The organism is Enterococcus casseliflavus NBRC 100478 (assembly GCF_001544095.1).
Classification (GTDB): Bacteria; Bacillota; Bacilli; order Lactobacillales; family Enterococcaceae; genus Enterococcus_D; species Enterococcus_D casseliflavus.
The window spans coordinates 42917-64266 of the sequence record NZ_BCPT01000015.1 but is presented as its reverse complement, the minus strand read 5'-3'; the positions used below and the strand labels follow the sequence as shown (position 1 = coordinate 64266).

General features: G+C 40.5%; 17 protein-coding genes and 1 pseudogene. 3 read left to right on the top strand and 15 right to left on the bottom strand.

What is annotated here, in order from left to right; all coding sequences use genetic code 11:
* Window positions 1-459 precede the first annotated feature (459 nt).
* On the top strand, window positions 460-1887 hold the full coding sequence (locus tag ECA1_RS12850; protein ID WP_060792685.1) for an APC family permease: 1428 nt from the start codon (window positions 460-462) through the stop codon (window positions 1885-1887).
* 115 nt (window positions 1888-2002) lie between these two features.
* Here the strand turns inward: ECA1_RS12850 and ECA1_RS12845 are convergent, their stop codons facing one another.
* The 5 genes from ECA1_RS12845 to ECA1_RS12825 all read right to left on the bottom strand — a co-directional run bounded on the left by ECA1_RS12845 (window position 2003) and on the right by ECA1_RS12825 (window position 6812).
* On the bottom strand, window positions 2003-2641 hold the full coding sequence (locus ECA1_RS12845) for a TetR family transcriptional regulator (RefSeq protein WP_060792684.1): 639 nt from the start codon (window positions 2639-2641) through the stop codon (window positions 2003-2005).
* 47 nt (window positions 2642-2688) lie between these two features.
* Window positions 2689-3390 carry an ABC transporter ATP-binding protein gene (locus tag ECA1_RS12840; RefSeq protein ID WP_060792683.1) on the bottom strand — a complete coding sequence of 234 codons (702 nt, stop codon included), beginning with the start codon at window positions 3388-3390 and terminating at the stop codon, window positions 2689-2691.
* 5 nt (window positions 3391-3395) lie between these two features.
* Window positions 3396-4472 (bottom strand): ABC transporter permease, encoded by a 1077-nt coding sequence (locus tag ECA1_RS12835; RefSeq protein WP_060792682.1) that lies wholly within the window; start codon window positions 4470-4472, stop codon window positions 3396-3398.
* A 318-nt stretch (window positions 4473-4790) separates the two neighbouring features.
* Window positions 4791-5750, bottom strand: coding sequence for an L-lactate dehydrogenase (locus ECA1_RS12830; protein WP_010747562.1), 960 nt, complete (start codon window positions 5748-5750; stop codon window positions 4791-4793).
* A 93-nt stretch (window positions 5751-5843) separates the two neighbouring features.
* Window positions 5844-6812 (bottom strand): TDT family transporter, encoded by a 969-nt coding sequence (locus tag ECA1_RS12825; RefSeq protein WP_060792681.1) that lies wholly within the window; start codon window positions 6810-6812, stop codon window positions 5844-5846.
* A 150-nt stretch (window positions 6813-6962) separates the two neighbouring features.
* Between ECA1_RS12825 and ECA1_RS12820 the strand changes: the two genes are divergently transcribed.
* A complete protein-coding gene (locus ECA1_RS12820) occupies window positions 6963-7790 on the top strand; it encodes a LysR family transcriptional regulator (protein ID WP_005225266.1) in 828 nt (275 codons plus the stop codon).
* An 84-nt stretch (window positions 7791-7874) separates the two neighbouring features.
* On the opposite strand, the gene ECA1_RS12815 is transcribed toward ECA1_RS12820, so the two are convergent.
* The 5 genes from ECA1_RS12815 to ECA1_RS12795 form a co-directional block, all read right to left on the bottom strand.
* Window positions 7875-8303, bottom strand: coding sequence for a GNAT family N-acetyltransferase (locus tag ECA1_RS12815; RefSeq protein WP_005225265.1), 429 nt, complete (start codon window positions 8301-8303; stop codon window positions 7875-7877).
* Window positions 8304-8686: 383 nt separating this feature from the next.
* Window positions 8687-11362 carry a mannosylglycerate hydrolase gene (gene mngB, locus ECA1_RS12810; protein WP_060792680.1) on the bottom strand — a complete coding sequence of 892 codons (2676 nt, stop codon included), beginning with the start codon at window positions 11360-11362 and terminating at the stop codon, window positions 8687-8689.
* 263 nt (window positions 11363-11625) lie between these two features.
* Complete coding sequence (locus ECA1_RS12805) at window positions 11626-12726, bottom strand: PTS fructose transporter subunit IIC (RefSeq protein ID WP_060792679.1); 1101 nt, start codon at window positions 12724-12726, stop codon at window positions 11626-11628.
* Window positions 12727-12744: 18 nt separating this feature from the next.
* Window positions 12745-13068: a PTS fructose transporter subunit IIB gene (locus ECA1_RS12800; RefSeq protein WP_005225262.1), complete on the bottom strand. Its 324-nt coding sequence runs from the start codon at window positions 13066-13068 to the stop codon at window positions 12745-12747.
* Window positions 13065-13526, bottom strand: coding sequence for a PTS sugar transporter subunit IIA (locus tag ECA1_RS12795; protein ID WP_005225261.1), 462 nt, complete (start codon window positions 13524-13526; stop codon window positions 13065-13067). The genes ECA1_RS12800 and ECA1_RS12795 overlap by 4 nt, the downstream gene beginning before the upstream one ends.
* Window positions 13527-13773: 247 nt before the next feature.
* Here ECA1_RS12795 and ECA1_RS12790 point away from each other — a divergent pair, with 247 nt between their 5' ends.
* A complete protein-coding gene (locus ECA1_RS12790; protein ID WP_060792678.1) occupies window positions 13774-15708 on the top strand; it encodes a BglG family transcription antiterminator in 1935 nt (644 codons plus the stop codon).
* 82 nt (window positions 15709-15790) lie between these two features.
* On the opposite strand, the gene ECA1_RS17885 is transcribed toward ECA1_RS12790, so the two are convergent.
* The 5 genes and pseudogenes from ECA1_RS17885 to ECA1_RS12765 form a co-directional block, all read right to left on the bottom strand.
* Window positions 15791-16966 (bottom strand): Spy0128 family protein, encoded by a 1176-nt coding sequence (locus tag ECA1_RS17885; RefSeq protein ID WP_255209323.1) that lies wholly within the window; start codon window positions 16964-16966, stop codon window positions 15791-15793.
* Entirely contained in the window at window positions 16867-17631 is a 765-nt protein-coding gene (locus ECA1_RS12780; protein WP_060792677.1) for a mucin-binding protein, read from the bottom strand. Before ECA1_RS12780 ends, ECA1_RS17885 begins: the two co-directional genes overlap by 100 nt.
* A gap of 1 nt (window position 17632) precedes the next feature.
* Window positions 17633-18385, bottom strand: coding sequence for a hypothetical protein (locus tag ECA1_RS12775; protein WP_060792676.1), 753 nt, complete (start codon window positions 18383-18385; stop codon window positions 17633-17635).
* Between the two features lie 40 nt (window positions 18386-18425).
* Window positions 18426-19616, bottom strand: a pseudogene (locus tag ECA1_RS12770) (IS256-like element ISLgar5 family transposase).
* Between the two features lie 297 nt (window positions 19617-19913).
* Window positions 19914-21260 carry an aspartate ammonia-lyase gene (locus ECA1_RS12765; RefSeq protein ID WP_081091743.1) on the bottom strand — a complete coding sequence of 449 codons (1347 nt, stop codon included), beginning with the start codon at window positions 21258-21260 and terminating at the stop codon, window positions 19914-19916.
* Window positions 21261-21350 lie beyond the last annotated feature (90 nt).

The window sequence follows — 21350 nt, the reverse complement described above, 5'->3', positions numbered from 1 at the left end:
TCTCCTGTTTCCTTTGCTTAAAAATCTATCCTAAAAGCACCAGTGAAAAGCCTTTCGAAAGGGTTTCTTCCATCTTTATACGTCCATTCATTTGAATGAAGCACTCCCTATTTCATCCATGCCCTTGACCGAATGTAGTTGGATTTCTTTCAGATTATTAATGAATGATGATGTTTGCTTTTGCTATCATCAGAAATTTATTATTTTTTTTAAATAACAATTTAATTTTTCTTGACCAAAAGAATTCAGAGGTTTATCCTAACTATGGAAAATCAACGACTGGATAAAAAGAAACAAATGAAATTTTTTTATTCAATTTGACCTTTGACATTTGTGAAAAAATGCATAAGAAACTTGATCGTGATCAAGCGCTTATGGAAAGAAATTTTTTTCTCACTAAATTTCAAAAAACGCTCTATTTTAACCAGTCAGAAAAATCATTTTAAGAAGGAGAAAGCGATGAATGAGAAACAATTACGCTGGTATAATATTGCGCTGATGGCGTTCGTCTCTGTTTGGGGACTGGGAAATGTTGTAAACAACTACGCTCAACAAGGGTTGACTGTTGTTGTTTCGTGGCTATTAATTATGGCTCTTTATTTTGTACCCTATGCATTAAGTGTTAGTCAGTTAGGATCGACCTTCAAAGAGTCAAGTGGTGGGGTTTCCTCATGGATCAAAGAAACCTCAACAAAGCGGTTGGCTTTTTTTGCTGCTTGGACTTATTGGGTCGTTCACGTGCCTTATTTGGCACAAAAACCCCAAGGAATCTTAGTATCATTGAGTTGGTTATTTAAAGGAAACGGTACATTTGTATCAACGATGGGCTCCATGGAAGTCTCATTGATTTGTTTAGCTATTTTTCTATTCTTTTTATGGATTGCCTCTAAAGGATTGACGACCTTAAAAATGATTGGGAACATCGCCGGAACAGCCATGTTCGTGATGTCGATTCTTTTTATTCTTTTAGCAGTGACTGCTCCAGCAATGACTGGTGCTGAGATTGCTACACCAAATATGTCATCTGTTTCAACCTATATCCCTAAATTTGACTTTACCTATTTAACCACGATCTCGATGCTGGTATTTGCGGTAGGTGGCTGTGAAAAAATCTCGCCTTACGTAAATAACACAAAAAATCCTGCCAAAGAATTTCCAAAAGGCATGATCTTTTTAGCCGGTATGGTGGCGTTATGTGCCTTGCTCGGCTCGATTGCTATGGGGATGCTTTTTGATGCCAACCATATTCCAGAAGATTTGATGGTCAACGGCGCTTATGAAGCCTTTCAACGACTAGGAAACTTCTACGGAATCGGCAATTTCTTTGTCATTCTTTATTCCATCGCCAATGCGTTAGCGCAAATCTCTGCTTTGGCTTTTTCAATTGATGCCCCATTGAAAATATTATTGTCTGATGCTGATTCAGAATTTGTTCCAAATGGTTTAGCAAAACTAAACAAAAAAGGAACACCAGTGAATGGGTATATTATGACTGGTATCCTAGTCAGCATTTTGATCATTATTCCAGCACTAGGAATCGGCAATATGACCGAACTGTATCGTTGGTTGTTGAACTTGAATTCAGTTGTCATGCCATTGCGTTACTTATGGGTCTTCTTAGCTTTTATGCTAGTCAACAAACACGCCAATCGCTTTACTTCCGATTATAAATTCGTGAAAAACACCAAGGTTGGCTTTGGGATCGGCTTATGGTGCTTCTTGTTCACGGCCTTTGCCTGCATTTTAGGGATGGTTCCTAAGCTTGATTATGCGGCAGATCCGCAAGCTTGGTTCTTCCAATTGGCCTTAAATATCATTACGCCAATCGCCTTTCTTTTGATTGGCTTGATCTTGCCGATCATTGCGAAACGTGTAAATAAAAAATAATCATTCCCTCAAAAAAGAGGTGTCCGACAACTATTTCGGTTGTCGGGCACCTCTTTCCTTATATATGAACTTTTCCGCCGTGCGAGGCATTTGGTCCATCCTCTTGCCGAAGCGTTCATTCTTCTTCATTGTCCTCTTTGTTGTCCTCTTTGATTCCATACTTGATCCATTGCACCTTATAGCGAAAATCTTTGATCAGCTCTTTTGCGGTCCATTCATTCGAAATAAAATCTGTCAGACTATCCATCACGACCGCCATAATAAAATAAAGGAAACTGACAGCTTCTTGCGTATCATGGATCGTAAAGCGATTTTCTTCCAACAGCTCCAACCACTGACGAATCATGGGCGAATCGTCAGAGATCGCATCGCGCTTCGTCCAGGCATTGCTTTGGGTACATAAGTGGATCATTTTCCAATGATCATCTTCAGGTGACCATTGACTGCACCAAGCCAAGTATTCTTCGATCCCTTTGAAAAAATCATTTTTGTTGCGATTGATAAACGTAAAAATCGCAGAATGGATTTGGTTTGAATAGTCGGCGATCGCATAGTCATAGGCATCTTCTAAGTTTTGAAAGTACTTGTAAAACGCCCCTCTAGAAATGTGCGACTTTTCGACGATGGCAGAGACCTTGACTTGACTGATGTGCTTGCTGAAGAATTCTTCTAAAAGCACGGCATCGATTTTTTCTTTTTTCTCTTGTTTTAAATGAAAAAATGTTGTACTTGGCAAGGGATTCTCCTCCATCATTCGCAATCTACTCCCTCTATTATAAACAAATCCCTCTACTTTTCCACTCAGACTTGTGCAGTTTCTCTTGACGGGGCGTTTTGTTCGATCAGATTGCCATCTTCCATTCGGAAAATGCGATCACTCCATTGGATCATTCGCTCGTCGTGAGTGACCATGACTGTCGCTTTCTTTTTCTCATGCGCTTCTTTCACCAATAACTTCACCACTTCATACGCATGATCGGTGTCTAAGCTGGCAGTTGGTTCATCCGCCAAAATCAAGCTGGGGTCATTAAACAACGCCCTGCCGATCGCTACTCGTTGACGTTCCCCACCAGATAAATCGCGGGGAAACTTGTCTTGAAGATCGAGAATATCTAATGAAGCAAGCAATTCATCAATCCGTTCCTTTTCCTTGGCTTTTCCTGAAACTTTGTCGACCAAATAAAATTGTTCCTTTACCGTTAGAAAAGGGATCAAATTCGAGCTTTGCAAGATAAACCCAATCTCTTTAAAACGCAACTTCCCTCGTTGCTTTTCATTTAATTGGGAAAAGTTCACCTGGTTGATGATGATCTCTCCCGATGTTGGCCTTTGTAAGCCGCCAGCGATGGTCAAAAAGGTACTTTTTCCTGAACCAGAAGGACCGATGATACTGACAAATTCCCCTTCTTGAACATGAAAATTCAGTCCTTTTAATGCCGTTACTTCGGTATGCTGCTTGCCAAATTTTTTTATAATATCCTTCATTACTAAAATGTCTTTCATCTTTGTTACCCTCCTATTGCCGTGATTGGATCGACTTTTGTGACCGTCCGAATGGAGAATAAGCCGCCTAGAACTGCCACGAGAATCAAGATGCCGCTATAAAGCAGCCATTGCTTGAATTCAAAGAAAAATGGCATGGCATCTGGTAAAAACAAACTGGTGCCGTATGCCGCCGCAAAGGCTAGGGCTACCCCGATCACACCGACCATAAATGCTTGCGCAATAATTGATTTGGCAATAAAGCTGGTCCGAATGCCTTGGGCTTTCATCACACCAAAAATCGCCGTTTTTTGCAGGGTGATCACATACATGAAAATCCCCACGATTGCCGTTGCAACGACAAATAAGAAGTAGATCATGGCATTTAAGGTCAAGTTTTGGGCAGAAAATCCAGGAAGCTTTTCAATAAAGTCTTCCGTTGCCAACACTTTAAGCTGGGTTCCTTCTTGGTTATCGACTTTCGGATCACTTGATTTGGTCACAATGATATTGATGGGCTGCTCCTTGTCAGATGCAAATGGTTGATTAGCAAACTTCATTTTCGTCCAAGTATCGAGGGAAGTATAAATCACTGGTGACACCGTATAAGACGTTTCTGGGGTGATCCCAACGACTTTGAAGGTTTCATCTGAGCGTCCGATTTTCACTTGGTCTCCGACCTTGATACCTTCTTCTGCTAAATTTTCTGAAATCGTGATCTCATTTTCTTTTGAAAACAGCTTGCCCTCTAAGACTTCTGGTAACAAGAACGCATCGTCTTGTGTACCAAAAACAGTCACATTGACTTGTTCATCGTTGACCGTGATGACACTGCTATATAAACCAATCGGGGCTTTTTGGGTTCCTGCTACACGGTCTAGATCCCCTCTCGTCAATTGCGAAGCCGCAAATGTGTCATTCGCATCTTCTGATAAAACGATCGCGGATGAATCCCAGTCGACGATGGCCTTTTTAAAATCCCAGTTAAGTCCGGTAGCTAAGCCAGACAATATAAAAACAACATAGGCAATCAAAAACATGATTCCTACGATCAGCCCATATCTTAATTTTGAATAACGCATTTCTTTTATAGCCAGAAACATTGCTCTTTCCTCCTGTTTTCCAAATGTTGACAAAGTGTCACTTTTTGAAGAATACCACACAAGGTGACACTTTGTCACTTTTTACAACTCGAAATGTTTGCAAGGTTGATCGATCATTCTTTTTCTGTCATTCACTGAGGATGTTTTTTCTAAAGGAGTGAGAAAAAAGAGAGTTGAATAGTGGGCGTTTCGCGTAAAATACGCCATTTCCTTTTAACATTCTTGGCTAGATGTAAAAAAAGCATGGCCGACCGTAAATAGTCGAACCATGCTTTGGCAAAAACGAACACGAGGATTTCATTACTAGTATTCTTGAGATCAGCTGACTTTGCTTTGTCCAATTGTGGAAATTACTGCTCGTAACTGATGACACGAAGTATCAAACTGCCGTTTTTCCTCAGGGGTAAGCGTCAATTCAATAATTTCGCGGACGCCGTTTTGGTCCACGACTGCAGGAACACCTGTGAATAAATCGTTGATGCCATATTCCCCATCAAGGTAGGAAGACACCGGCAGAATCGCTTGCTCATCATTTAAGATCGCTCGAACGATTCTTGCGACACTCATCCCTATCCCGTAAAATGTTGCTTGTTTTCGATCGATGATTTCATAGGCGGCATTTTTTACTCGTTCAGAAAGAACCGCTAGATCGGCAACGGTCAAACGATCCTTTTGCTTGATCAATTCTACGATCGGTTGACCACCGATCGTTGTATGGGACCAGACAGCGACTTCCGAATCACCGTGTTCCCCAATGATATACCCATGAATATTCCGTGGATCGATGGCTAATTTTGCCGCCACTTCTTTTCGAAGTCTTGTGGTATCGAGGGTCGTTCCCGTACCAACAACACGATTGGCTGGCAGCCCTGACACACGCCATGCTTGATAAGTTAAGACATCGACTGGGTTTGAAGCGATGACAAGCACGCCATCAAAGCCTGAAGCCATCACTTGTTTTGTGACGCTTGCCATAATTTCGGCGTTCACATCGATCAATTCAAGCCGTGTTTGTCCTGGCTTTTGGTTGATCCCTGCAGTAATAACGACGATATCAGCATCTTTACATTCCGAGTACTCTCCCGCCCAAACTTTGATGTTTTCTTGCCCCCATGACATACCGTCTAACAAATCGAGGGCTTCTCCTTCTGCTTTGTCTCGATTGACATCGATCAAGACCAATTCATTGATTAGTCCTTGATTGATCATGGAATACGCAATGCTCGTTCCAACGAAACCTGTTCCGACAACGACAACTTTTCTGCTTGTACTTTTCATGTGCGATCCCTTCCCTTTCTTTTCAAATACTTGTGCTATTGTTTTGCGTAGAGTACGCATTTTCTCAAAAAATGGATGATTTTTTGTGTTTCCTTAATAACTATGACCGGCAATCAGCGCTTTGGTTTGCTGATACAAATGAACAGCATATTTTCCTAACACATAGCAGACGACAATCACGGCAAAGCTGGTTTCAATAATCGTTAAGGCTTGTAGAAACCCAAATATCAGTGGGTGATTCGCAAAAAACAGTGCTGATTTGAACATTGCAGTCGCCGAGATCACAAGAGGAAACGTAAATGCCGCATAGCTTGGGTAAAACCCGACTGCCAGCATGTTTTTCATATAAGCGACAACACAGAAATAAATCGTTTGTGACAATAACAGCATAAAGGCGACAAACCAAGCAGAGCCTTGTTCAAATACGGAAAGGTAACCTGCTAAGCAAAGAGAACCTGGTGCTGTTAAAATCGTGATCAAAGGAACTGCCGCACGTTCCGTCAGCTTTTGATGGACGACTCGCTTTAAAATAATCGGCAAAAGCGCAAAATACAATACCAATGCGATCCAGACGATCACTTCCCCTAGCTCTTTAAAAAAGACAGCAGAAGTATTGGGAATTACGCCAATCCCGACGAAGGTAATAAACCAGCTTGGATAAATGTATTCCAGCGAAAGGTCGACAGGCAAAATATGCACGACAACAAAATAGATCATTAGAGCAAAATGTAAGCCGATAGCCCCCCACCAGAGCAGATCATTCACCACTGCATTGGGAATGACCCGTTCAAAAACAGTGGAGATCACCATCAGCGCCATCGTAAAGGTCGGCGCCACCGAAGCAACGATTGGGTTTTGCAACTCTGACATCGTGTGCTTAAATGTAAAGCATACTTTCAGAAGGAAGAGCCCCATGATGAAAATACCAAGGGTGCAAAACGCATTTCCAACCGTCTCCATTCCTTCTGAATACAATAAATTCCCCAAAGACACAGTGCCTAAAATCAAGCCGCAAATCGGGATTGGCAATGAATGTAAAAAATGCTGGATCGATGTTTTCATCAACTCATCCTTTCTTAACGTATGAAAATTTCAATTAAATTTGCTTTCTTTTTTCTCTACACTTATACTATAATCACCTGATAACTATTTGTAAAATTGTACTTTTAAATACTAATTATAAATATTATTAATAATAAAGGAGTCCGCAAAATGATTGAATTGCTCAAAACCTTCATTGTTGTTTATGAAACGAGAAACTTTAGTCTTGCCGCAAAACAGCTCTATAAAACTCAGCCAACGATCTCCTTGCAAATCCAACGATTAGAGGCGGAACTTGGCTTCAAACTTTTTGAACGTAAAGGAAAACAATTGATTTTACCCACTAGCCAAGCGGAGTTTTTGTATCCTCGTGTGGTCGAGTCCCTCCGCTCATTGTCCACTATTTTTTCGCAAGCCAAAGACACCAAAAATTTTAAAACAGCGTGTGTGCTCGCTTGTTCGAATACCACCGCCGTTTACTTACTGCCTAGCATCATGGCACAGCTGATTGCAGAATTTCCAACATTTGCCTTTGAAATCAAAATCATGAATTCGCAAGAAGTGATCGATGCCGTCGAATCAAACAAAGCCCATATCGGCCTGATCGAAAAATCAATCGTTTCGCCATTGATCCAAAAAGAATTCGTTTATCGCGATGAATTGGTGTTAGCAGGCAACCTCGCTTCTGATTTTTGGGTCTTGCGAGAAAACGACTCGGGGATGTATTACATTAACGAAACCTATCTTTACGCACAGCACCTAAATCCGCAAATCATCAAAGCCAATAATAGCGAAGTGATTTTGTCCCTACTAAAACAAAACATCGGCAAATCGATCATTTCGAAACTTTCATTACCAGAAGAGTTGCCTTGGCAGGAACTTGATCCAGAGTACCGCTATCGTGATCTTTTTATCATTCAGAATCGTCAACGTGTGACGCCGGAAACCGGAGAGGTTTATGAGGAGATTAAACGGCTGTTGTTATCATTGATTCCATAAATATTAGTCTTTTGAACCAATTAAAGTGAATACAAAAAAAGACGCTGGAGTGTCGTTTGTCACTCCTCCAGCGTCTTTGTATTTTTATAATTCCTTGATAAACCGTTTCTGTTCATGACTGCTGTGGTAACCATGATTTTCATAAAACCTGTGAGCAGCATGGCGTTTAACATTCGAATTTAATCGAATGCCTTGCATTCCTCGCTGTCGGGCTTCTTCTTCAATTGCCGACAGTAGTTTCCCGCCAACGCCTTGCTTTTGCACTTGATCATCCACTACCAAACCTAGGACATTAAAAAATTGCCCAGCAGAATAAACTGTTGAATACGGCTGTGCTTCAATCATCCCAACTGCTTTACCCTTTATTTCGGCAACAAGCAAGAGATGATCCTCCTCAGCTAAAATTCTCTTTAGGCCTTCGATCAATACTTCTTCTTCGATTGGATAGCCTAGTACTTTCGACAAATGAGTTAGTTCTTTATGATCAGACAATGCTGCGGCTCTAATTTTCATGATATTCTCCTGTCTTGCAGCTTTTGACTCAACTATATTTTTAGAATGCTTATTTGTCAAGAAAGCCCGTTCTGCGCCGCTGATGTGAAATACCAAAAACTACATAAACTGAGATGGAAATAAGAATTAAAAGAAAACCGACAAGCTGCCTTCTGACTTTCCTCCTTTCGTGCAACTCGTACAGAGGAGAGATTTTTGCATACCTTGGAAAGGATGGCTTAGGTATACATTCGCTATTGGCATTCAACCTACAAAGATTCTCGTCTGTTTCGCATTAGTATTAAAAAAGGCTCGTAAATACTTTGATAAGACTTACGAACCTTTTTCACTTTTCTATGGCACAAGCGGACTCGCCGCTTCGCGTGACTTTTTCTCAGTAGCAATTACTCTACATACAATGTCACAAATTTTGCGTGGCCTATCTTTTCAAGAGTGACTACATTCTTTTCCACAACCAGTGCTTCTTTTGTAGCTTCTTTTAAATCGACTGTTTCTACTAACTTCACTGGATGGTTGAATGTGATCGTTGCGTGTCCACCTTCATCTAAAAGCCCATTGTATAGACGCAAAATATAACCTAGACGATCTTCGGCTTTTTTCAATACACTCAGGGTCAAATTGCCATTGATCTCAAAAAGACTAAAGTTTGCCGGTAAGGTTGGTTCAACCGGTCCTAAAGTAAATATCAAGCGGGAATTCAGGAATTCTGCGGATTGATAAAGAGTGATCGGTGTTACTGCTTGTTTGGCACTCTGTGCAACATTTGCTTGATCAAATCCTTTAGCAAAGTAAGCAACAGAGAAATCAAAATGCATCGTTTTGTGGCACTGCGCAGCTGGTGTCGCAATCACTGATTCTCCTGAAGCACGCCCTGGTCGATACAGTAGATTCTCTTTCCCCATGAAGCCATAGGTTCGGAAAATCGTTAAGCGAATCGTATCAAACGCTTTCCCCACGATCTCATATTCACGTACACCCTTGGGCATGACTGCTACGCCATGGGATGCATCGAATAAACCGACAAACGATTGACAAGTTTCTATGGCGATCGGCTGCTCATTCCATTGCTCTTTATTAGCTTCCCAAAGAGCCATTTCTTTTTCAAACACAACAGGGCGCTGCAACGTGCCAAACTGTTGGTCAGCCAGCGAAAATTTCGAGGCAATTCCGGTATCAAATAGCACACATACCCGATGACTATCCACTTGTTGGTTTTCAACCGTTAAGTTGAAATCAATTTGTTGCGATTGTTTTTTCAACACGATCGTCAATTGGATCGGTAGTGAAGCCGAGACCTTCTTTTCTGCACGTTCAGCTAAATCCTTCGGAACCCTCAGCGTGAATACCACATCAATCTTTTGGTAGATTGCTGATTGCTGAATCGAGATCGTTGGTTGCGCATCAATTGATGAAATCACAAAATCTTTCACAGGTGGTGAATAATTGAATGAATCACCATCGTCGCCATTTTCTTCAATGATCCCTTGATTTTGATAAAGCACCTGATTGGTTTTATCTAGAATATCTAACGAGCCATTGCTATTGACAGTGATCTGATAGTACTCATTTTCGATCGTATTGGTTGTAATCTCCTGCAATGGTGCGCTTGTATCACCTTTTAAATCAATTGTCAGCTGGGTATACCCCATACTCGGCACATCAGTCGTTTCTATGGCAATCTTTGCTTTATAGACTTTCTCCGGCAAATAGATCTCCTTGACTGGATCTAATATGTTCCCCTGATTCAACACATACTCCGTTTGGTCGGTAAGCTCTAAAATCGTATAAGGTAACGCCTGACCTGACTGGTCAAGGATCGCAAAATCTTTTTGCGGCAAATAAACCTCTGCTTCGATCACCCCATTACGTTTTGTGTCATAGGTATTGAAAAGCGTAAAAGTAATTTCTTTTGCTTGTGGGTTGTTGATTGCAGTAGAAATCTGTCGTAACATCAATTCGACAAGATTCATAGAAATATCTCGCGCTTGCTTATAGCGCATATAGATATCTTCGTTGGTCGTATCAGAAACACAAGAACCGATCGAATCATGCGCCGCATTTTCAAACATTAACTTCCAAATCTCTATGACTGTTTCTACGGGGTACTCAAATCCTAATTGCATAGCCATGGTTAAGATAGGCTCCATGACATTGACTAAGTAATGTTGGATCTGTGTGTTCATCGCCTTCAAATCAGGACGTGAAGAAAAAATCGTTTTGTGAATTCGCATCAATTTGCCGTTGATCAGTTCACCAGCGATTTCTTCCAACTCAGGATGGCGTACTTTGACCGCAGCAATGTATTTTTCGATCGTTGAAAATTGTAACTCATACTCATCCTGATACAGTTGATTCATTCGATCAACCAATTCTGGAAGATTTTCTCTAACTGGTGCTTGGTCGAAACCATTTGGAAAATACACTTGATCCGTTGCACTGCGCCCCCAAGTCGTTTTAAACGGTTCTTGATGTAAGAACTCTGCTAATTCTGCTTCTCGTTCAGGAATGGCACCGCCAATGTAGTACCCACTTGGGATCTGGTAAACATTGACCACAGAACCATCTTCTCCACGCCATTTGTACTCTGTGTGTTTAACATCGTCATCACTGACACCGCGCCAAAACATTGTGTCTGTGATACCAAACTCACGATAGATTTGTGGCATACTAGCTGCTTGTCCGAAAGAATCTGGCACATAGCCGACATTCATGTAGGTTCCGAATGCTTCACAAATTTTCATGCCATATAACATATTACGAACAATGCTTTCTCCCGAGATCACTAATTGATCGGTTTGTGTGTACCATGGGCCAATGATCAATTTTCCTTGTTGAACAAGTTGTTGAATCCTTTCTTTGTCCTGTGGGCGCCATTTCAAGTAATCATCTAACAGAGAAGCCTGTCCATCTAAAATGAAACTTTCATAAGGATCATCCTTTTCTAGTTGTTCAATGAAGTTTTTTAGATCGTGCATCAAATAGATTTTCGAGCGACTCGTCGTAAAATACCATTCGCGATCCCAATGACTGTGGGGTACGACATGTACTGTTTTTTTCATTCAATCATTCCTCTCCCGTGATTAAAAAAGGCACGTAACGATGGGTGTCGTTCGTGCCTATTAATTTTTCTCAATTTTTTTACCATCTGGTACGCATCATTTGATCCTTACATAAATGCTTCGAATTTTGAAAATCGTTTCTCTTCAAATACTCTTGTTTTCTTCCCCAAGTCTTGTCCTTGTCAGATACCTTAAAGCGTTCTTGAAAAATCACCTGCTCGTGCCTTTTCTTTTGCTACTATTTAGCTAATCAGCCTTGTTACTTAGTTTTCAAAGCTCACTTCAATATCATCGAGGGCAATATCTTCTGTTTGTTCTTCTTGCTTATTGAAATTCACGAATAAAGGCGCGACAAAACCGATGAAGGCTGCTCCTGCAAATAGTCCAATCAAATACGCCCAACCGTTTCCAACAGTGAAGAAGCCGTAGATTCCCCCAACTGGTGGCATTTTGTCATACATTCCTAATGCGATCCCCAAACCAGAAGCAATTGCACCTCCCAACATGTTGATCGGCACAAGCCGTAATGGATTGACTAATGTAAAAGGAATTGCTCCTTCTGTGATTCCGATGAACCCCATAATAAAGTTATTACGCCCAGCATCCAGTAGCTCTTTGTTGAATCGATTTTTGTGGAACAAAGTTGCTAAGGCATATCCAAATGGTACCGCACAAATCGCAACGTTCACGATGATGGCTGGTAAATAGACTCCTTCCGCTAGTAACACATTTCCTGCCATCCAAGCAGCTTTGTTTACAGGTCCCCCTAAGTCAGAGCCAATCATTGCCCCCATGATGAATGCCAGTAAAATTTTGTTAACGTCATTTTCAATCATGGTTCGGATCCATTCAACCAAACTAGTATTGATCCACGCCAAGGGCTCAGAGAGTAAGGCGCCCATGACGATTGCTACGGACAATGTAGCAATCAAAGGTAAAATTACCAACGGCATCACCCCAGCAAACGACTCCGGTAATTTGATATGTTCTTTCGCCCACTTCACTAAGTATCCTGCTAAGAACCCAGCAATAACTGCCCCTAAAAACCCAGCATTGGTGCTAGAAGCGACTGCACCACCGATAAAGCCGGCACCTAGCGCAGCCTTATCTCCAACAGAATACGCGATAAAACCAGCCAAGACAGTATTGATCAAGCCGATTCCTGCCCACCCTACTTGTTCAATCAAATAAAGCGCATGTTTAAAGCCTTCCGTGTCAGCATAAGGATCTAAGCTTGTGATCCCCATACCAAGAGCAATCATTTTCGGAATGGCAACAACCAGTGAAGCACCAATAATCAATGGCAGTACAAAACTAATTCCACTCATCAAGTGGCCTTTTAAATCTGCTAGAACTCTTTTCATCATCCTTGCCTCTTTCCTTTAGTTTGCGTTTCTTTGTTCAACAGCAGCTACACATTTCTTCAGCACCGCTTCCGGTGCCTTGATACACGTATTGATATTTACTCGAATTTGCGGTTTTCCTTCAAACCGTTCCATCCCAACAACTTTTTGGTCAGTCGCTAAAAGCAAGAAATCCGCTTCTTTTGCTTCGGCTGCAGTGATCTCATTGACTTGCCCTAATGAGCCTTGCTGTTCGATCTTGACCTCATAGCCAAGTTTCACACCAGCTTTTTCTAAAGCTTTTGCCGCCATCGGTGTATGTGCCAATCCAGCTGGACAGGCGGAAATTCCTACTATTTTCATACAATTTTCTCTCCCATCATTTCCTTTTTGATCAATTCTGCTAAATAAGCTTTGTCTTCTGATTGTTGAATCTGCTGGATGAATGTCTCTTCAAGCAATGCGGTTGCTAGGCGACTCAACATTTGCAGATGCACCGTTCCTTCATCTTTTTTAGGAACCATCAAAGCAAACACATTTTTGACTGCTGAATCATCGAAGGTTTCCCATTCGATGGCTTGCTCTAAACGAATAAACAAAACGGTCGGTTCCAAAACGGGTTCAGCTTTTGCATGTGGAATAGCAAAGCCTTCTTGTAAGCCGGTTGAATATTGTGCTTCCCGTTCAATGAATGCCGCACATGTATCTGCTGCATTGGTAACGATCCCTGATTCATAGGCATGATGCGCAATTACGTGAAACAGTTCTTCTTTTGATGTAACAGCCACATTCAAGAGAATATTTTTTTTCTGAAAATCCATCTCATCTGCTCCTTTCCTTTATTATGAAACCATTAGCGTAATTCGTGTGGTTTATTTTCTGTACACGTTTAATTTACGGTTTCTAATTCACGATGTAAACACAACAAATTTCCAATTCAAGTGGCAATCATTAGTAAAGCGTTTTCCAAAATGATTGCCAACTCTTCTGGAAATTTTCGGTACTGGTGAAGCATTTCATTCTTATTCTTTCTATTGTATGATGAGAAAGAGCACGGAGGTGAAACAAGTGTCAAAACTTGCTTATCAACGATTAGATGATCTAATGGAAGTATTAACTAGACAAACGGCGCCGCTACCAATGAAGGAGTTAACAAAAAGCTTCTCGATTTCTGAGCGAACGGTTCGGACCGACATTGCAAATTTGAATGATTTGTTAACAAATGTGGGTGCCTCCATCAAGTTGATTCGAGGGCAAGGCTATTTGTTGTCTATTGGTTCAAAAGAACGATTTCATGACTGGTGGACTGAAAGTATGTCGACTACCGAGTCCTTTCTAACTACGAGTGAAGAACGACAAGCCTATCTACTTTTCCTTTTATTTAAGAATGAAAACCCTTTATCCTTAGATGATTTTCTTGATCGATTATTTATTAGTAAAAACACCTTTTACTCATACTTAAAAACGGCTCGAGACAATTTAGCGACCTATCAATTAAAAATAGTAAATCGTCCAAATATTGGCTTTGAAGTCTTGGGTAACGAATTCGCCAAGCGACAAGCAATCAGTGATCTTTTGATTGAAAAAGATCTCCAAGAGTATTTGGTGGGTTTTACGGAAATGGAACTTGAGTTGTTTGATACGATTGATCTGACCCGCTTGCAAGAATTGTCATTAAATCATCTGGCGCCCTTAGACTTGTTAGACTCTGACTACTATCATAAAAACATTCTTTCTCATTTTGCTTTAGCAATCAGTCGCTTTATAGCTGGCCATCAGATCAACGAATTTCCCTTGCACGTGCCCGCGCTCAAAGAAGACGCCCAGAAAGTTGTTGGTCACTTCTTAGAAGAAATCGATCATGCATTTGATATACAATTGACTGCTGGAGAAAAACAATACTTCATTTACTATCTTGCGATGAATGCACCACGTTTAGTTGAAACAGGCGATGCAAGCGATTCTTCCACGAAAACTGCGAAAGCCATTGTGGAAGAATTATTAACTGCGATCAAACAGACGTCAAACTATGCGTTAGAGACAGACAAGATGCTAATAGACGATTTGACATCTCATATTGAGGGCTTTATCAACATGAATCTAATGGATGCACGCCGTAGCAATCCATTGCTGGCAACGATCAGAAAATCTTTTCCACAGGCTTATGATTTATGTTTGACTCATTTAGAAACGGTAAGCCTGAAACACGGTTTTTATTTTTCTCCTGATGAGATCGGCTATATCGCTTTGCACATCGCAGGTGCTATGGAAAGGAGTTCCATCAGAAATCATCATAAACATCGCGTCATCCTTGTTTGCGGAACCGGTCGAGCCATGAGTCGTATTATTGAAGCAAAAATTATCAAGCACTATCAAGAAACGATCGAAGTCGTTGATCGCTTTTCTTACGTCGAGCTACAACAATGTGATCTTTCTGCCATTGATTTTGTGATCACAACCGTTCCATTAGAACAGTTCTCGGTTCCTTCTATTTACATCAACATGGCCAAGCTAGATAAAGAAATTGGCAAAATCGAACCGTTCATTGAAACGCTCAGTGAATCAAAAGATGGTATCTATTCATTGTTTCAAAAAGCATTTTTTCTTCATGAAAATCATGCAGATAAAGAAACCTTACTAAAGAAAATGGCGCAGCAACTGTACCAAAAAGATTTTGTGCCCCAAGATTTTTATGACAGTGTGAAAAAACGAGAAGCAATCAATCAGACCAATATTAACGAGTGGCTTGCTATCCCCCATCCCATGACCTTGATGGCAAAACGCTCAGCCGTTTCAGTGGCGATCATTCCTGACGGCGTTGATTGGGGAAATGGTGATTTGGTTAAATTCGTCTTTCTCTTTGCGATTCAAAAAGACGAATATGAAGATACCGAAGAAATCTATAGTCTTTTATTAGAGTTGATGGATCGTGAAGATATTCAACAAGCAATCCTGCAAAATAGTGACTATCACCACTTTTTGAGCTGTATAAAGCAATTATAAAAGGAGCTGGGGAATCCAGCTCCTTTTGTTGATATGACTAATCTTATTTGATAGCTCTTTTTCTCATTCATAGTATGCAAGATTAAGATTGTTTCTTGACCTTTAAAATTTTAAATATCATTAACAAGATGAAACCAATAATACAAAACAATCCAACGAGAACATATCGTTGATCTGCAGTTTCTCCTGTCTTAGGCAGAGCAGCACTGTCTGATTTTTTTATCCTTTTATTTTCTTTTTCTAACACTTTTGGCTTCGATATATTAGTGGAGCGATCATTTATTGAAAATTTGATCGGTGTTTTATCAATTTGATAACCACTCGGTGCTTTGGTTTCAATCAACTGATACTCTCCTACTTCTAAATTACTTATCTCAACCTTTCCATCTTTGCTCGTAACTATGTTTTTTTGTACAATATTTCCTTTCGAATCTTGCAGCTCAAACTCTGCATTTGCCAGTAGTTTTCCTGTTTCGCTGTCTACTTTTTTTAGAGTTACTTTCCCAAGTTTTGGTGATACATAAGTATTCTTGAAAATAATCGATTCTTGGTACGCTGGACTTGCCACTAATTGTCCAGATTGGTCTTCCACATTTACGGTTACATGGTATTCTGTTTGGTCATAAGTGATCGTGCTATCTGTCCCTGCGACTTCTCGGATCGTATACTTGTATGTGCCTGCTTGGTCATAGTCGATTGCATCGAAGTAAATTTTTCCGTTGGCATCATTGCTCTTGGTTTGAATCACTTCCCCTTGTTCGTCCAACAGCTGGAATTGAAATTCATCTGCACTTAGTGCTTTGCCAGTCAATTCTTTACTTGCTTCTAGAACCGCACTCCCTTTTGCGGGATTGTAGCTATTTTTAAAAACAGCACTGCCTTCATAGCTTGGACTTGCCACTAATTGCCCCGATTGGTCTTCCACATTTACGGTTACATGGTATTCTGTTTGGTCATAGGTGATCGTGCTATCTGTCCCTACGACTTCTCGGATCGTATACTTGTATGTGCCAGCTTGGTCATAGTCGATTGCATCGAAGTAAATTTTTCCGTTGGCATCATTGGTCTTGGTTTGGAGCACTTCCCCTTGTTCGTCCAACAGCTGGAATCGATATTCATCTGCACTTAGTGCTTTGCCAGTTAGTTCTTTACTTGCTTCTAGAACCGCACTTCCTTTTGCGGGATTGTAGCTATTTTTAAAAACAGCACTGCCTTCATATAATGGATCGTTTGTTTGACTTCTTTGGTTTCCGTAGATTCAATCATGTTTGGCGAATAAGTGATAGTCACTTCGCGATCTTTGTCCTCTGCTGTCAAACCTGTGACTTCCTCAATGCTTGTTTTGTCTGCGTGATAGTTCTTGATTTCAGGACTTTTCACTTCATCAAACGTTGTATCATCATCTTTGGCTTGCCATTCTCCATAGGTATTTTCCCCTGTTGCTTCATTCGTTGTCACTGTGCGTGTGAACGTGACCGTGTCTACATTGTCTGACGCGGCTTCTTTGCCGTCTTCATACATATAATGGATCGTTTGTTTGACTTCTTTGGTTTCCGTAGATTCAATCATGTTTGGCGAATAAGTGACAGTCACTTCGCGATCTTTGTCCTCTGCTGTCAAACCTGTGACTTCCTCAATGCTTGTTTTGTCTGCGTGATAGTTTTTGATTTCAGGACTTTTCACTTCATCAAACGTTGTATCATCATCTTTGGCTTGCCATTCACTAAAAGTTTTGTCACCTGTTGCTTCATTCGTTGTCACTGTCCGTGTAAAAGTCACAGTGTCCGTCTTGTCTGACGCGGCTTGTTTACCGTCCTCATAAACATAATGGATCGTTTGCTTGACCTCTTTGGTCTCCGTAGATTCGATCATGTTTGGCGAATAAGTGACAGTTACTTCAAGATCTTCTGATTCTGCAGTCAACTCATGACAGATGTAATAAGTTATCTCTCATAGTAGAATCAAAATTTTCAAACCTACTTCTAATGAAATGGAAAAAATCGTCATTAAAAGATTCTACTCCTTTTATATTCTTTCTCAGAAGTTCCGAATCTTTTAATATCTCTTCACAGTCTACAATGGATAAGCTAGAGATACTTTCATAAATAAAATAGCCCTCAGGATTATCAATGAAGCATTGGGGATAATTTTGATTATATTCAAGTATATCTGAAAGTAAGTCTTCAGTTTTTTTTTGGTAACTACGTGTAGGATTTTTTTCATCATTCTTATATTTTTGATACTCCACAGATCCTAAAAATTTTTTTGATTTAAGGGTATCTTTGTACTTATCTGGATAAAATAAGTACAAATAAATAATTGCCAATTGTTGTTCAATTTGTGTATGTCCTAGCTTCTTGTATTTTATTAATTCTTGTTTTAGGTAAAAACTAAATTGATCTAAGTCACGTAAATTTCTATTATCTTCTATAAATATTGTTGCTAAGCTTTCTTTAATTTCTAAATCAAAGATAGTACCCAATCTTTCAAAATAGTCTCCCCAAATTTTTTGAGGATGTAAAACATAAGGAAGTTCAACCCTTTGATCAATAATCTTTCTTAGATAGTCATTTTCATTATTAATTATATTCTCAAAATCACCTACAAAAACAATAGGAAGTTTATTATTTAATACATTGAAAAGCTTATATGCACTTTTTTGAGTGGGGAGCGTCAATAATTTTGTGTAAATGATTCTTCCCTACTGCAGATTGTTTCTAATTCTCAATCAGTTGGCTTAGCATTTGTTCAAGTTCGCCTTCGGCCTGTTGAAAGCCTTTATGACTGCGACCTAGGAATTTTTGGTTGTAAGTATCAAAAGACGAGACTAAGAAACGTTCCATCGACTCTTCGTTTTGGAACTGTTCCTTGCGGTGGCTGTATTTCTTGATTTGCTTATTAAAGGATTCAATCAAGTTCGTAGAATAAATACTCTTGCGTATGGCCAAGGGGAAATCATAGAAAGTGAGCAAGTGATCGTTCGAAAGAATCGATTCAACCACTTTTGGATAGCTGGTTTTCCATTTTTCCGCAAAAGCACCACGTGCTTCCAACGCCACCTCTTTAGATGAGGCTTGATACACCATTTTAAAATCATCACAGACTTCCTTACGATCATCGACACGCACTTTGTGACTGATATTACGGGAAACGTGTACACAACAATGTTGAAAACGAGCTTTGGGATAGAACCGACTAATCGCTCCTACCATCCCCTTTAAGCCATCCGTGATGAACAGGAGGACATTTTTCAAACCGCGCTCTTGAAGGTCCAATAAAATTTCCTCCCAAATCGTGATGGATTCAGTCGGTGCAATCGCATAGCTCAATACTTCCTTTGATCCGTCCGGGCGAATGCCAACTGCGATATGAATAGCTTCCTTGGCGACGGTTTTCCGCTTTAACGGAATATACGTTGCGTCCATATAAATAGCAGCATAACGGTCATGAAGCTCCCGCCCTTTAAACGCCGTTACCTCTTCTGTAAATGATTTTGTTATATTGGACATGGTTTGGGGCGTGTAGTGATGCCCATACATTTTCTCAATCAAGTCTGCGATTTACGACATGGTAATACCTTTTCGGAAGAGGTGAATGACGGTCTCCTCTAACGTGTCATTCGTCCGTCTATAAGCAGGAACAGTCTGTTGCTTGAACTCACCATTGCGGTCGCGCGGAATCTGGAGATGAAGTTCCCCATACTCGGTCTTGACCGTACGGTCATAGGAGCCGTTACGAGAATTACCCGTGTTAAAACCAATGCGATCATACTTTTCGTAATCTAGGAAAGCCGTTAACTCCGTTTTGAGAAGCGTATTGACTGCTTTCTCCAAATGGACACGGAATAATTCATTCAAATCGCCTTTGTTCGCTAGAGTCTTTAGAATTTCTGTAGTAAAATCGTTCATAGGGAAGTCCTCTCTTCTGTGAATGTGTTGTGGTAACTCTATTCTACAGAAGGGACTTCCTTTTTTCTATTTACACAAAATATTTTACACTCTCCTGAGTTAAACTGAATATCATTCTGTCTATATAAATTTTAAGATGGATTACCATACTTTTGTTTGACTCATTGACAAAAATCTAAAAAACTTATCCTCAGCGAGATTGAGTGTCTTTTACCAGACACAAATCCCTACTACAGATAAGTTTTTTATTTTTTTATGCTTTTAGGCTTTTAGGTATATGGATATTTCAGTTTTTCCTTACTGATAAGTTTCTGTCCGCAAGAATTCTTCTTGCTTTAATAGCTCCTCGATGGAACAATTTTTTTCCAATGCTTCTTTGACAAAAGCAGTGGCTTTTTCATAACCAATTTGCGGTGAAAGGGCTGTAATAGTCCCTGTACTGTTATTTACAGCTTTCAAACAAGCTGTTTCATTGACGGTAATACCTGCCACACATTTATCGGCAAAAATTTGACACGCTTTGGTCAACAGTTGACATGATTCAAATAAATTATGGAACATCACCGGCTCAAAAACATTCAATTCCAATTCTCCGGAAGCTGCCGCAAAGGTGATGGCACCGTCATTTCCAATCACTTGAAATGCAATTTGACTGATAACTTCTGGAATGACTGGATTAACTTTGCCCGGCATGATCGATGAGCCTGCTTGTCTTGCTGGCAAGTTGAGTTCATGAAAACCAGTTCGCGGACCGCTGGCTAAGAGACGCAGATCATTGGCGCTTTTGTTCAATGTGATGGCAATCGTTTTTAATCCACCTGAAATCGAGGCGAAACTGTCGGTATGCTGTGTACTATCAATCAGGTCATTCGCTGGCCGTAAGGGTCTTGGAAAACGTCGGTTCAATTCTTGATAGAGGTATTCTTGATAGCGATAGGACGCATTAAGACCTGTCCCAATGGCTGTCCCACCCATATTTAAGGTCAATAGTTCTGCCGATAAGTGGTGCAGCCGTTCACGGCAACGCGTCAAACTGTGGGCATATGCAGCGAAACTTTCCCCTACTGTCATTGGCACCGCCTCTTGCAGTTGGGTTCGCCCCATTTTTGCCACGTGCTGAACTTCTTTCGCTTTCATATGCCATCTGTCAATCAACTGTACCAGCGCTTCATCCAATTGTTCAATATATACAAGCAAAGCCAGTTTCCCAGCACTAGGATAGACATCATTGGTGGATTGGCTTTGATTGACATCGTCTAAAGGATGAAGATATTGATATTCCCCTTTCTTATGCCCCATCAATTCTAACCCGCGATTGGCGATCACTTCATTCACATTCATGTTGGTGGATGTTCCTGCTCCCCCCTGAAATGTATCAACAATAAATTCTTCATCCCACTTGCCCATGATGATTTCTTCCGCAGCAGTCACAATGATTTGTGCTTTTTCTTTGGATAGCGTGCCAGATTGTTGATTGGCTAGCGCAGCTGCGGCTTTGATACGTGCTACTTGTTTGATCATCGTCAGATCAACTTTTTGATCAGTGAAAGCAAAATTTTCTTTTGCGCGATAACTATGAATACCATAATAAGCCCCCTCGTATATAGGTAGACTGCCAATTGTATCTGATTCGATCCTCATCATGATTTAAACGCCCCTTTTTGTATTATATGTGATAAAATATCACATAAGAGAAAAAGACACGAGCCTTTTCAGCCATCTCTTTGTTAATCC

Bases quoted from the DNA above. Each gene is read 5' to 3' on its own strand.
- ECA1_RS12850 (WP_060792685.1), top strand. From the start codon at position 460: ATGAATGAGAAACAATTACGCTGGTATAATATTGCGCTGATGGCGTTC.
- ECA1_RS12845 (WP_060792684.1), bottom strand. From the start codon at position 2,641: ATGATGGAGGAGAATCCCTTGCCAAGTACAACATTTTTTCATTTAAAA.
- ECA1_RS12840 (WP_060792683.1), bottom strand. From the start codon at position 3,390: ATGAAAGACATTTTAGTAATGAAGGATATTATAAAAAAATTTGGCAAG.
- ECA1_RS12835 (WP_060792682.1), bottom strand. From the start codon at position 4,472: ATGTTTCTGGCTATAAAAGAAATGCGTTATTCAAAATTAAGATATGGG.
- ECA1_RS12830 (WP_010747562.1), bottom strand. From the start codon at position 5,750: ATGAAAAGTACAAGCAGAAAAGTTGTCGTTGTCGGAACAGGTTTCGTT.
- ECA1_RS12825 (WP_060792681.1), bottom strand. From the start codon at position 6,812: ATGAAAACATCGATCCAGCATTTTTTACATTCATTGCCAATCCCGATT.
- ECA1_RS12820 (WP_005225266.1), top strand. From the start codon at position 6,963: ATGATTGAATTGCTCAAAACCTTCATTGTTGTTTATGAAACGAGAAAC.
- ECA1_RS12815 (WP_005225265.1), bottom strand. From the start codon at position 8,303: ATGAAAATTAGAGCCGCAGCATTGTCTGATCATAAAGAACTAACTCAT.
- mngB (WP_060792680.1), bottom strand. From the start codon at position 11,362: ATGAAAAAAACAGTACATGTCGTACCCCACAGTCATTGGGATCGCGAA.
- ECA1_RS12805 (WP_060792679.1), bottom strand. From the start codon at position 12,726: ATGAAAAGAGTTCTAGCAGATTTAAAAGGCCACTTGATGAGTGGAATT.
- ECA1_RS12800 (WP_005225262.1), bottom strand. From the start codon at position 13,068: ATGAAAATAGTAGGAATTTCCGCCTGTCCAGCTGGATTGGCACATACA.
- ECA1_RS12795 (WP_005225261.1), bottom strand. From the start codon at position 13,526: ATGGATTTTCAGAAAAAAAATATTCTCTTGAATGTGGCTGTTACATCA.
- ECA1_RS12765 (WP_081091743.1), bottom strand. From the start codon at position 21,260: ATGATGAGGATCGAATCAGATACAATTGGCAGTCTACCTATATACGAG.